At 58.8% G+C, this 11,974-nt stretch carries 15 protein-coding genes; 2 read left to right on the top strand and 13 right to left on the bottom strand.

Annotated elements, in window-relative coordinates; all coding sequences use genetic code 11:
- Positions 1 to 208 precede the first annotated feature (208 nt).
- Together A3H92_05730 and A3H92_05735 are read left to right on the top strand one after the other, a co-directional pair.
- Complete coding sequence (locus tag A3H92_05730) at positions 209 to 565, top strand: NADH:ubiquinone oxidoreductase (protein OHC73541.1); 357 nt, start codon at positions 209 to 211, stop codon at positions 563 to 565.
- A 182-nt stretch (positions 566 to 747) separates the two neighbouring features.
- Complete coding sequence (locus A3H92_05735) at positions 748 to 2,151, top strand: dihydrolipoyl dehydrogenase (protein OHC73542.1); 1,404 nt, start codon at positions 748 to 750, stop codon at positions 2,149 to 2,151.
- Here the strand turns inward: A3H92_05735 and A3H92_05740 are convergent.
- From A3H92_05740 to A3H92_05800, 13 genes are all read right to left on the bottom strand, one after another.
- A complete protein-coding gene (locus A3H92_05740) occupies positions 2,146 to 3,162 on the bottom strand; it encodes an aspartate-semialdehyde dehydrogenase (GenBank protein ID OHC73543.1) in 1,017 nt (338 codons plus the stop codon). The two genes, A3H92_05735 and A3H92_05740, sit on opposite strands and share 6 nt — an antisense overlap.
- 43 nt (positions 3,163 to 3,205) lie before the next feature.
- Positions 3,206 to 3,757 carry a hypothetical protein gene (locus A3H92_05745; GenBank protein OHC73544.1) on the bottom strand — a complete coding sequence of 184 codons (552 nt, stop codon included), beginning with the start codon at positions 3,755 to 3,757 and terminating at the stop codon, positions 3,206 to 3,208.
- A 444-nt stretch (positions 3,758 to 4,201) separates the two neighbouring features.
- Positions 4,202 to 4,456 (bottom strand): hypothetical protein, encoded by a 255-nt coding sequence (locus A3H92_05750; GenBank protein ID OHC73545.1) that lies wholly within the window; start codon positions 4,454 to 4,456, stop codon positions 4,202 to 4,204.
- A gap of 54 nt (positions 4,457 to 4,510) precedes the next feature.
- Positions 4,511 to 5,620 carry a 3-isopropylmalate dehydrogenase gene (locus A3H92_05755; protein ID OHC73546.1) on the bottom strand — a complete coding sequence of 370 codons (1,110 nt, stop codon included), beginning with the start codon at positions 5,618 to 5,620 and terminating at the stop codon, positions 4,511 to 4,513.
- Between the two features lie 14 nt (positions 5,621 to 5,634).
- Positions 5,635 to 6,246, bottom strand: a complete 612-nt coding sequence (locus A3H92_05760) for a 3-isopropylmalate dehydratase small subunit (protein ID OHC73547.1) — start codon at positions 6,244 to 6,246, stop codon at positions 5,635 to 5,637.
- Between the two features lie 13 nt (positions 6,247 to 6,259).
- Positions 6,260 to 6,541, bottom strand: a complete 282-nt coding sequence (locus A3H92_05765; protein ID OHC73548.1) for a virulence factor — start codon at positions 6,539 to 6,541, stop codon at positions 6,260 to 6,262.
- The gene (locus tag A3H92_05770; protein ID OHC73578.1) at positions 6,541 to 6,741 is read right to left on the bottom strand and encodes a hypothetical protein; all 201 of its coding nucleotides are present in this window, start codon (positions 6,739 to 6,741) and stop codon (positions 6,541 to 6,543) included. The genes A3H92_05765 and A3H92_05770 overlap by 1 nt, the downstream gene beginning before the upstream one ends.
- 58 nt (positions 6,742 to 6,799) lie before the next feature.
- Positions 6,800 to 8,197 carry a 3-isopropylmalate dehydratase large subunit gene (locus tag A3H92_05775; protein OHC73549.1) on the bottom strand — a complete coding sequence of 466 codons (1,398 nt, stop codon included), beginning with the start codon at positions 8,195 to 8,197 and terminating at the stop codon, positions 6,800 to 6,802.
- A gap of 20 nt (positions 8,198 to 8,217) precedes the next feature.
- On the bottom strand, positions 8,218 to 8,661 hold the full coding sequence (locus A3H92_05780) for a 50S ribosomal protein L19 (protein OHC73550.1): 444 nt from the start codon (positions 8,659 to 8,661) through the stop codon (positions 8,218 to 8,220).
- Entirely contained in the window at positions 8,658 to 9,347 is a 690-nt protein-coding gene (locus tag A3H92_05785; protein ID OHC73579.1) for a tRNA (guanosine(37)-N1)-methyltransferase TrmD, read from the bottom strand. The genes A3H92_05780 and A3H92_05785 overlap by 4 nt, the downstream gene beginning before the upstream one ends.
- Positions 9,348 to 9,400: 53 nt before the next feature.
- The gene (locus A3H92_05790; GenBank protein ID OHC73551.1) at positions 9,401 to 9,910 is read right to left on the bottom strand and encodes a 16S rRNA processing protein RimM; all 510 of its coding nucleotides are present in this window, start codon (positions 9,908 to 9,910) and stop codon (positions 9,401 to 9,403) included.
- A 37-nt stretch (positions 9,911 to 9,947) separates the two neighbouring features.
- Positions 9,948 to 10,364 (bottom strand): 30S ribosomal protein S16, encoded by a 417-nt coding sequence (locus A3H92_05795; protein ID OHC73552.1) that lies wholly within the window; start codon positions 10,362 to 10,364, stop codon positions 9,948 to 9,950.
- 55 nt (positions 10,365 to 10,419) lie between these two features.
- Positions 10,420 to 11,802 (bottom strand): signal recognition particle protein, encoded by a 1,383-nt coding sequence (locus A3H92_05800; protein ID OHC73580.1) that lies wholly within the window; start codon positions 11,800 to 11,802, stop codon positions 10,420 to 10,422.
- Positions 11,803 to 11,974: the final 172 nt, after the last annotated feature.

Genomic DNA, 11,974 nt, shown 5'->3' on the forward strand with positions numbered 1-11,974 from the left:
CCGGAATTAGACAACAGATTACGCAGATTGACGCAGATTTAAGAGACGAGCAGCGGCCTGAGAAGTTCAGAGTCTTGAGTTCAAACGGGCAGTGTTTTCTAATCTGCGTAAATCGGCGCAATCTGCGGATTAAATTACGGCGACGAGGCGGGATATTGACCACGCAGATTCAAGAGACGAGCAAACGCACGCCATTATTGGCGCGGCGATGGAGGTTCATCGACGACTGGGTCCGGGATTCCTGGAGGCGGTTTATCAGGAAGCGTTGGCGATTGAGTTTGCGGCCCGAGAAATTCCGTCTGTGCGTGAAGTGGAGTTGCCGGTGCATTACAAGGGCAGGTTGCTGACCTGCTCGTACCGGGCTGATTTTGTTTGTTATGAAAGTATAATCGTCGAACTAAAGGCGCTGCAAGCCATCACCGGCATTGAGCAGGCGCAGCTATTAAACTATCTCAAGGCGACGCGACTGGAACGCGGGCTGCTGTTGAATTTCGGTCGGCAGAGTCTTGAGTTCAAACGGGTGGTGTTTTCTAATCTGCGCAAATCGGCGCAATCTGCGGATTAAATTACGGCAATGTTGATAATCCACAGATTACGCAGATTGACGCAGATTCAAGAGACGAGCAGCGGTCAGAAAAGTTCGTTCAGACGGGTGGTATTTTCTAATCAGCGCAAATCGGCGCAATCTGCGGATTAAATTACAAAGTATTTGAGATTTAGCGAATATGGCTTACCCTCCGTAACGTCATGAGCGATTCATACGATCTCATCGTTATCGGCGGCGGGCCGGGGGGGTACGTCGCCGCCATCCGCGCCGCCCAGTTGGGCATGAGCGTTGCCTGCGTGGACAAGCGGGGAACGCCGGGCGGCACTTGCCTCAATGTCGGCTGCATTCCGTCCAAGGCCCTGCTGCAATCATCTCACCACTATGCGACGGCGCACGAGGAATTCGCCGCTCACGGCATCACGGCCTCCAAGGTGGAGATGGACGTGGCCGCCATGATGAAGCGCAAGGACGCGGTGGTCGGCGATCTGACCAAAGGCATCGAGTTTCTGTTCAAAAAGAACAAGGTGGCCTACATCATCGGCGCCGGGGCCGTCACCGGCCCGAACGAAGTTACGGTGAGCGGCGGCAAATCTCCCCAAGTCCTGAAAACAAAGAACATCCTGATCGCCACCGGCTCCTGTTCGGCGCCGTTGCCCGGCGTCGAGGTGGATGAGAAAACCATCGTCAGCTCCACCGGCGCTTTGTCTCTTACTAAAGTTCCCAAAACGATGGCGGTGATCGGCGCCGGCGTTATCGGTCTGGAATTAGGTTCGGTGTGGCGCCGGCTGGGAACGAAAGTGACCGTGGTCGAGTTCCTCGACCGGATACTTCCCGGCATGGACGGCGACGTGGTCAGGCAGATGGAGCGCTCCCTCAAGAAACAGGGCATGGCCTTCAAGCTGTCCAGCAAAGTGACCGGCGCCAGGACCGCCAAGTCCGGGGTCGTCCTCACCGTCGAGCCTGTGGCCGGCGGCGAGGCCGAGACCATCACCGCCGATATCGTGCTGGTCGCTATCGGTCGCCGCCCCTATACGGCGGGGCTGGGCCTGGAAGCGGCGGGCGTCGTGATGGATCAGCGCGGCTTTATCAAGGTGGATGGAAAATATCAAACCTCCGTTCCCGGCGTCTTCGCCGTCGGCGACGTTATCGGCGGCATGATGCTGGCCCATAAGGCGGAGGAGGAGGGGGTGGCGGCAGCCGAAAATCTGGCCGGACAATCAGGCCATGTAAACTATGCGGCCATTCCCGGCGTCGTTTACACCTGGCCGGAAGCGGCCTCCGTCGGCAAGACCGAGGAAAGCCTGAAGAAAGACGGCATCGCTTACAACGTCGGCAAGTTCCCGTTCTCCGCCAACTCGCGGGCGCGGGCCAACGCCGACGCCGAAGGCTTCGTCAAGGTGCTGGCCGACGCCAAGACCGACGCCGTGCTCGGCGTTCACATCGTCGGCCCGGCGGCCGGCGACATCATCCAGGAAGCGGTGGCGGTGATGGAGTTCGGCGGCTCGGCCGAGGACATCGCCCGCACTTGCCACGCCCATCCCGGCCTGTCCGAGGCGCTTAAAGAAGCGGCGATGGCGGCGGGCGGACGGGCGATTCACCTATAAAAACGATTTAACCAGTTCCTCGGCGATCTGGACGGCGTTGAGAGCGGCGCCCTTGCGCAGGTTGTCGGAAACGCACCAGAAAGCCAGACCGTTCTTCACCGTCGGGTCTTTGCGGATGCGGCTGACGTAGACCGCGTCCTCGCCCGAACATTCGGCGGGGGTGACGTAGCCTTCATCGGCGCGGTGATCGACGACGGTGACCCCCGGCGCTTTCTTCAGGGCGGCGCGGGCCTCCTTCTCGGAAACGGGACGAGTGAACTCGACATTGACCGCTTCGGCGTGGCCGATGAACACCGGCACCCGCACGCAGGTGGCGAAGACCTGGATATCTGCGCCCATGATCTTTCTGGTTTCCACCGCCATCTTCCATTCTTCCTTGGTGGCGCCGTCCTCCATGAAGACGTCGATGTGGGGAATGCAGTTAAAGGCGATCTGCTTGGTGAATATCTTCTGGTGCTTGAGGACAGGCTCGTTGACGAAAATGCCCCTGGTCTGGTTGAACAGTTCGTCCATGGCTTCCTTGCCGCCGCCCGACGTTGATTGATAGGTGGAGACCACCACCCGCTTGATGGGGGCCAGATCATGCAGCGGCTTCAACGCCACCACCATCTGAATGGTCGAGCAGTTGGGGTTGGCGATGATGTTGCGTTTTGTATACCCGCCGATGGCCTCCGGGTTTACTTCGGGGACCACCAGCGGAATATCCATTTCCATGCGGAAACAAGACGTGTTGTCGATGACCACGGCGCCGGCCTTGGCGGCGCGCGGGGCGTGTATCCTGGACACCGCCGCGCCGGGAGACGACAAAACGATGTCGGCGCCGGCGAAGTCGAAGGTCTCCAGGTCTCTAACCTTCAAAGTATTATCGCCGAACGATACTTCCATGCCGACGGAGCGCGAAGACGCCAGCGCCGTCACCTCATCCGCCGGGAACTCCCGCTCGCTCAGAATGGTAAGCATCTCGCGCCCGACATTGCCGGTGGCGCCGACGACCGCAACCTTGTAGCCCATGATAAAACAACTCCGTGTATGCCAAGCCGAAGGGGGCCATTATCTACGCTGATCGGTCAGCGGTTGCAACAGATCGGGGAGGGTTTGGTTCAACATCACGAGTCTGTGCTAAGTTCAATAGCTTAGGGGGGATTGCGACCAGTTCCGGTCCTCGTGGCGGTGCGTTTTTCCTCCAACCTTCTTTGACGGTCTCAATTTTGCTGATTGGCAGATAGAGGTTTTTTGGCAGTTCCCGTAGGCCCTCAACGTGCCAAAATACGGCCCAATGCCCACTGTTGTCCGAGTCATATTTGTTGGTCGTCGGAGGCCGATGCGTCATTCCGAACGGGTGCGCGCCTCCGACGCTATCCATATATGCGATATACCAGCCGAACCAAGTCACCATAAAGGTGAGCTTGCTAGGGACGCCCTCGTGCGAGGGGTAGATGATGGTGGGCACCCGGAGTCCATGCCGTTTCTCATCAACTTTCCGGAAAAGCTCCCACTTTTTTGATCCGAATGCCACGAATCCTTTGGCGTCTGCGACTTGCTTGCCCGTCTGAAGGTGTTCGAGGGGAACGGGCGCAAGAATGGCAAAATCTGCTATGTCGATCATGAATTCTCCCTCAGTCACTATCCATCTCAGGAATTTGAGTGTTCAGCTAAATAAAATTTATCTGTTAGACCTGTTGCAAAAATAGCATTCTGAAGCTGGTGGCGCAATTTCTCTTGCGGTTACGACGATCAAACCCGGCGGCGATGTTGATGATGCCAGCCTCCACGAAAAATCATCGTTTCACTTTAAAAGAGCAGATTCCAGAATCACTTCAATGGCTTGAATGTTTCATGTTTCGGTTTTTGGGGAAGGTCCTGATCGGGGAGGGGCTTTATTGCCATCCCATTTTGATCAAAAAATTATCCAGGCCCGTCTCCGCCCCACGGGCTAGATGGTCGATGGTTAAGACTTTTTCATAATGAGTAGCACCAACGTCTCGGCGCCCTTGATCTTGGGGGTGCAATCGTTGCCTTGGATTTCCATTCTTGAAGGAAACAGACGAACTCACAAGAGCTTCAACAAGGCGACGATGGCGCCGACCTGGGCCAGGGCGGAGGTGAACATCCATTTCAGAATTTCGGTCTTCGTCGCCTCGATTTTTGCTTCCAGGCGGAAAACATCTTCCTTTGTCGCCAACCCCGAAACTTCGGCCATGCTTTCGGCCAAAGCCTCAGCCGTATCGGCGGCCTGCTTGGTCCCGAATCCGGCGGCTTCGAGCTTGCGGGCAAGTTTCAGCGTATCGAAGGTAATAGCTGTCATGTATCGATAATCCGCCACGCCAAATCAAATGTCAATTCCCCTACGCCCAGGGTGTTACCGGATCAGTTTCTCCAGCGCCTGGATGACGGCGTCGCCCATTACCGATGTCGAGACTTTGGCCTTGCCCGGCTGCATGATGTCGGCGGTGCGCAAGCCGCCGTCGAGGACGTTCCTGACCGCCGTCTCGATGAAATCGGCGTCCCTGGCCATGTCGAATGAATAGCGCAGACACATGGCGAAACTGAGCAGGGCGGCCAGCGGATTGGCGATGCCCTTGCCGGCGATATCGGGAGCCGAGCCGTGCACAGGCTCGTACATGGCGTTGCGTCGTCCCCTATGATCGGCGGCGCCGAGGCCGGCCGAGGGCAGCATCCCCAGCGAGCCGGTCAGCATCGACGCCTCGTCGGACAGGATGTCGCCGAACATGTTGTCGGTGACGATCACGTCGAACTGCTTGGGGGCGCGCACCAACTGCATGGCGGCGTTATCGACGTACATATGGGACAGTTCCACCTGCGGATAGTCGGCGGCGACGCTCGTTACCACCTCACGCCACAGCGCCATGCAGTCCAGCACGTTGGCTTTGTCCACCGAACACAGGCGCTTGCCGCGAGTCATCGCCAGACCGAAGGCGACATGGGCGATGCGCTCGATCTCCCCGGTGGTGTAAACCAGGGTGTTGTAGCCCTTGCGCCCGCCGCCGGACAGGTCCTCAACGCCTCTAGGCTCGCCGAAGTAAATGCCGCCGGTCAATTCGCGGACGATCATGATGTCCAGGCCCTTGACCACATCTTCTTTGAGGCTGGAAGCCCCGACCATGGAATCAAACACCACCGCCGGGCGCAGGTTGGCGAACAGGCCCAGTTCCTTGCGTATCCCCAGCAGTCCGCGCTCCGGCTTGATCTCGAACGGCAGGTTGTCCCACTTGGGGCCGCCGACGGCACCCAGCATTACGGCGTCGGCTTTCCTGGCCTCGGCAATGGTTTCTTCGGTCAGCGGTACGCCGTTTACGTCAATCGAAGCGCCGCCGATCAAGCCGTCTGAAATGTCGATGGCGACTTTGCGCAGCTTGCCGATAACATCAATGACGCGGCGCACCTGATCCATGACCTCGGGGCCGATGCCGTCGCCGGGAAGGATCAAAAGCTTTTTGTCGGCGGCCATGAGACGATTTCCTTTTACAAGTGCAGCCAGGGTTGCGTTAACTTCTGCTTTTCCTCAAAAGCGTCGATCTTTTCCGACTTTTCCATGGTCAGTCCGATATCGTCCAGGCCGTTGAGCAGGTAATGCTTGCGCAACGGGTCGATGTCAAAGGAAATAGAGCTTCCGTCAGGGCCGGTAATCGTTTGACTTTGCAGGTCGATGGTGACTGTGGCGGCGCCGCCGCGTTCGGCATCCTTCATCAACTTATCGACATCGGCCTTCGGCAGCTTGACGGGCAGGATGCCGTTCTTGAAGCAGTTGTTGTAAAAGATATCGGCGAAGCCGGGGGCGATGAGGCAACGGATGCCGAAATCCAGCAAGGCCCACGGCGCGTGTTCACGCGACGAGCCGCAGCCGAAGTTATCGCCGGCGATCAGGATGACGGCCTTGCGGTAGGCCGGCTTGTTGAGCACGAAGCCGGGAATTTCTTCCCCCCGCTCATTAAAGCGCATCTCATCGAACAGGTTGGCGCCCAGCCCCGAGCGTTTGATGGTTTTCAGGAACTGCTTGGGGATGATCATGTCGGTATCGACGTTGATCATGTCCAGCGGCGCGGCAACGCCGGTAAGGGTGGTGAACTTTTGCATGGCGCCTTTTGTATCAGTCGTTCTTGATCACAGAAGTAAAATCGGACCAATGCTCAACCTTGAAAGCGCGGATGTCTCTGATTGACGCAGGGAGCCACGGTAAAGCCTTCATGGTCATTATGGCCCGAAAAAGGTTGGCCAGATCATCATTCTCGGTGATGTAAACGCTTCCTTGAATTCTATCGAAGCCAAACCTGCTGAGTTCCTTCCCGATGTCTTGGTAAGCTTGGGACACCCCCTTGGGATGGCTAGTCTCCGTATCCTTCACCACCAAGTCAAAAGCGATTGCGAACATCAGTTTTCCTTTGGGTCATCCACGGCATGTGAATAACGATACTCTGCCTCTTCGCCGGTCTCGATAATACGCACCCGCAACAGCGCATCGTAGTCATCGAGAGACCGAACAACGCCTAATACTTCGTACACCGGTCCGACAGGGCCAAAGCGGCGGAACTGGCCGACAATTCTTTCTACATCCATATTACGATTAGGCATATGTCGCTCCTCCCTGAAATGCAATAACGCCATTTTACCCCCAATTGACGTCTGTCCGCTACAGCTTCCTGACATCGGTCAGCTTGCCGGCAATCGCCGCCGCTGCCGCCATGGCCGGGCTTACCAGATGGGTGCGGCCGCCTCGGCCCTGGCGGCCCTCAAAGTTGCGGTTGGAAGTCGAGGCGCAACGCTCTCCCGGCTCCAGCCGATCGGCGTTCATCGCCAGACACATCGAGCATCCGGCCTCGCGCCACTCGAATCCGGCGTTGATAAATATCTTGTCCAGGCCCTCGGCTTCGGCTTGTTCCTTGACCAGCCCGGAACCGGGAACCACCATCGCGCCGACGCCGGAGGCCACCTTGCGACCGTTGACGACTTCAGCCGCCGCCCGCAGGTCTTCAATGCGGCCGTTGGTGCATGAGCCGATGAACACCCGGTCTATTGCTATTCCGTCGAGCCGGGCGCCCGGTCTTAAATCCATGTAGTCCAGCGCCCGTTCCATGGCCCGGCGTCTGGCCGGGTCGGTTTCCCGCGAGGGGTCGGGGACGACGGCGGAGATGGGCAGCACGTTTTCCGGGCTTGTCCCCCATGTTACCTGCGGCTCCAGACTCGCGGCATTGACGGCGATGTCGGCATCGTACTTTGCGCCGTCGTCGGAGGCCAACGTCTTCCAGTAGGCGACGGCGCTTTCCCAGATCGCGCCCTTGGGCGCCATCGGCCGGCCCTTGAGATATTCATAGGTAGTCTCATCCGGCGCGATCAGTCCGGCCCTGGCCCCGCCCTCGATGGTCATGTTGCATACCGTCATCCGTCCTTCCATGGACAGGGAGCGGATCGCTTGTCCGGTGTATTCGATGACATAGCCGGTGCCGCCGGCGGTTCCTATGCGCCCGATGATGGCCATCACCAGGTCTTTGGCCGTGACGCCTTCGGGCAAATCGCCCTCCACATGAACACGCATGTTTTTGGCCGGCTGTTGCATCAGGGCGCTGGTGGCCAGCACATGTTCCACCTCCGACGTGCCGATGCCGAAGGCCAGCGCCCCAAAGGCGCCGTGGGTGGCGGTGTGGGAGTCGCCGCAGACGATGGTCATGCCGGGCAGGGTGAATCCCTGCTCGGGGCCGACGATGTGAACAACGCCTTGGCGAATATCATCAATGGCAAAGTAGGGGACGTTGAAATAAGCGACATTGGCCTCAAGGGCTTCCACCTGGGCGCGGGACAGCTCATCGGCGATGGGGCCGGAGCGATCAACGGTCGGCACGTTGTGATCGGCCACCGCCAGCGTGGCCTTGGTCCGGCGGACCTTGCGACCGGAGTTTCTCAGCCCCTCGAAGGCCTGGGGGCTGGTGACATCATGCACCAGATGACGGTCGATATAGAGCAGACAGGAGCCGTCGTCGGAGGTATCGACGACATGGCTGCTCCATATCTTGTCGAACAAGGTTTTAGGCATAATTTTGCGTATGGGCGCGGTTACTTTTGAGCGGCCTTGTTATGTTTTCCAGCCTTGGCGTCGGCGGCTTCACCCTTTTGTATAGCGGCTACCTTGCCGGAGAAGCCGTCGGTCTTCTCGGCGATGCGCGCCGCCTTGCCGGTGCGCCCGCGCAGGTAATAGAGCTTGGCCCGCCGCACATCGCCCCGGCGCACCACCTCGATTGAATCGATGGACGGCGAATAGAGGGGGAATACCCTCTCGACGCCCTCGCCCGAGGAAATCTTGCGCACGGTGAAGGCCGAATTCAGCCCCCTGTTTCTGCGGGCGATGCAGACGCCTTCGTAGGCCTGGACGCGCTCACGGGCGCCTTCCACCACTTTGACGTTGACCTTCAGCGTATCGCCGGGAGCGAATTCGGGAATAGCGCGGCCCGCCGTCAGTTTTTTCAACTGCTCGTTTTCGAGTTCTTTCATAATATTCACGGCTCACATCCTTTGCTTCTATCGGCGGCGTATTCGGCCCAAAGATCAGGCCGGCGCGACCGCGTTATACTTTCCGCCCGGGCGAGACGCCAGGCTTGAATTTTTCCATGGTGGCCCGAGATCAGAACTTCCGGCGCCTCCCGGCCCTTCCATACCCGGGGCCGCGTGTATTGGGGATACTCAAGAAGTCCCCTCTCAAAACTTTCCTCCCTCAGCGACTCTTCCTTTCCCAGTACGCCCGGCAAAAGACGCAGACAGGCGTCGATCAACGCAATCGCCGCCGGTTCGCCGCCGGAAAGAACGAAATCGCCGAGACTCAGCTCTTCCGCATTTTGTGCCTCAAGCACCCGCTCGTCAACGCCTTCGAAGCGACCGCAGAGAACAACCATTCCCGGCCCTTTCGCCAATTCACGAACCCGCTTTTGCGTCAGCGGACGTCCGCGTGGCGTCAGGTAAATCAACGGCAAGGCGCCGGATATTTTTCCGGGCGAACCCATCGCCGACTCGATTGCAGCGTCCGTCACATCGGCGCGCATTACCATTCCGGGTCCGCCGCCGAAAGGCGGGGCGTCAACGGAGCGGTGTTTATTGCGCGCAAAGTTGCGAATGTCCACTGTTTCCAGCGCCCAAACGCCATCTTTCAGCGCCTGACCGGCCAGCGAGCATTCCAGCGGTCCCGGAAACATCTCCGGGAACAGGGTCAAAACCTTGACCGTCCATGCGCTTGCCGCGTCCGTCGTCACCTTTTTTCCTCCTCGTTCGCGTCCGGCAAGTCCGGAGGCGGATTGATCACTATCCGGCCTCCCTTCATATCCACCTTCGGCGCCGTCAGACGGGTGAAGGGGATCATCAGCGCCTCAATTTCCAGAATGGCGCCGGCGCCGAAATCATGAACCGCCTTCACCATCCCCAGCTTTTTGCCGTCAACCGACTCGGCGGCAAGGCCGATAAGGTCGGCATGGTAGTACTCATCCTCGCCGGGATCGGGCAGCGCCGTGCGGCGAATATAGAGCTTTACGCCCTTGAGCGTCTCGGCGGCGTTACGGTCATCCACCCCTTCTAAACGGGCGATCAGATGGTCCTTGCCGCGACCGGCGATTCGGACCTTAAAGGAACGCTTCTCCGTTTCGTCAAGCAACGCTCCGTAGGCGCCGATAGCGGACGGATCGGCGGTGAAACTCTTCAGCCGCACCTCTCCCCGCAAGCCGTGCGCCCCGGAAATAACGCCGACGCAAATCAGACCGCCTATCGAAGGTTGTTTCTGTCGCTTAACCGTGCTTTTTCTCCTATTCGGCGGGAGCTTCGGCGACCGGGGCTTCGGCTACGGGAGCTTCCACGACCGGGGCTTCCGCCGCCGCCTTTGCCGCTTCCGCTTCTGCCGCGTTCTTCATGCGCTCCAGGGTCTTGGCCCTCGGCTTGCTCTTTTTGGTTTGTTCGTGGATCTCTGGCTTTTTCATAAAGCCGGCGTCGCTGAGGAATCTGGCGACGCGGTCGGTCGGCTGGGCGCCGACGCCGAGCCAGTAGGTAATCCGTTCATTCTTTAAAACAAGGCGCTCGGGATGATCCTTCGCCACCATCGGATTGTAGGCGCCGACCCTTTCGACATAGCGGCCGTCGCGGGGGCTGCGGGCGTCAGCCACCACGATTCGATAAAAGGGGCTTTTCTTTGCGCCGCCACGGGATAAACGGATTTTTAATGCCATGTTGCTGCTTGGTCCTTCTGTTGGTTATTTGATAAATTTACTTACATGTTCTAAATCAGCGCATCGGCCCTCTGGGATGCCCCGTCGGAGGCATGAGGCCGGGCGGCATGCCGCCGCCGCGTCCCAGGCCTTTTTTGCTCATTTTGCTCATCTTTTTCATCATCGTCGACATCTGCATGAACTGTTTGAGCAGCCGGTTGACTTCCTGCACGGAAGTGCCGGAGCCGGAGGCGATGCGTCGCCGCCTGGACCCGTTGAGAAGATTGGAATTTTGTCTCTCGCTCAAGGTCATGGAGCGGATAATCGCCTGTTGGCGGGCGATCATCCTGTCATCGATTTTAGCTTCCGAAATCTCCTTCTTCATCTTGTTGATTCCGGGGATCATGCCGAGCAGGCCTTCGAGGCTGCCCATATTGCGCAGTTGGCCCAGTTGTTCGGACATGTCATCCAGGGTGAACTTGCCCTTCATCATCTTGGCCGCCATCTTTTCGGCGTCTTCCTTGTCGATGGTTTCGGCGGCCTTTTCCACCAGACCTACGATGTCGCCCATGCCGAGGATTCGTCCGGCGACGCGCTCGGCCTGGAAGGACTCCAGCGCATCCAGCTTCTCGCCGACGCCCATGAACTTGATGGGCCGGCCGGTGATTGACCTCATGGAAAGAGCGGCGCCGCCCCTTGCATCGCCGTCAACCCGCGTGAGAACGATGCCGGTGATCCCCACCTTGCCGTGGAATTCCTTGGCTATGTTGACGGCGTCCTGGCCGGTCATGGCGTCGGCGATCAGGAGAGTCTCGATGGGCTTTGTCGCGTTCTTGACGGCGATCAACTCGGCCATGAGTTGATCGTCGATATGCAGGCGGCCTGCGGTATCAAGGATCACTACGTCCATGCCTTCACGCCGTCCGGCGTCCATGGCCCGTTTGGCGATGGCTAACGGCTGTTCGCCGAAGATGACGGGAAGAACGGCGACTTCGGCCTGTTTGCCCAATACCGTCAACTGCTGCTGCGCCGCCGGGCGGTAGACGTCCAGAGACGCCATCAGCACCTTCTTTTTTTCACGGCTCTTGAGGCGCAGGCCCAGCTTGGCGCAGGTGGTGGTCTTGCCCGATCCCTGTAGGCCGATCATGAGAACGGCGACCGGCGGGACTCCGACAAGATTGATGTCGTTTCCTTCGGTCCCCAGCATCTCCACCAGATGATCGTTGACGATCTTGATCACCATTTGACCGGGAGTGACGCTACGCAGAACTTCCGAGCCGACGGCGCGCTCCATGGCCGAAGCTATGAAATCCTTGACCACGGGAAGAGCCACGTCGGCTTCAAGCAGAGCCGTGCGCACCTCATGCAACGCAGTGGAGACATCGGCCTCGGAAAGCGCGCCGCGCTTTCTCAGCTTGTCGAATATCTCGCCTAACCGATCACTCAGGCTATCAAACATGGAGGTCGCCGCTTTTCCCTGAAAAAATGTCTTAAACAACAAAAAACGCCGGTGCGCGAAACTCGCGGACCGGCGGCGCCCCGCAGGACGTCGTACCGAATCCGCGCACTCTATTGACGGCGCAAAGGCAAGTCAAGGGCGGGGTCGCCACCTTGACGACAGCACATGATAT

The organism is Rhodospirillales bacterium RIFCSPLOWO2_02_FULL_58_16 (assembly GCA_001830425.1).
Taxonomy (GTDB): domain Bacteria; phylum Pseudomonadota; class Alphaproteobacteria; order Rhodospirillales; family 2-02-FULL-58-16; genus 2-02-FULL-58-16.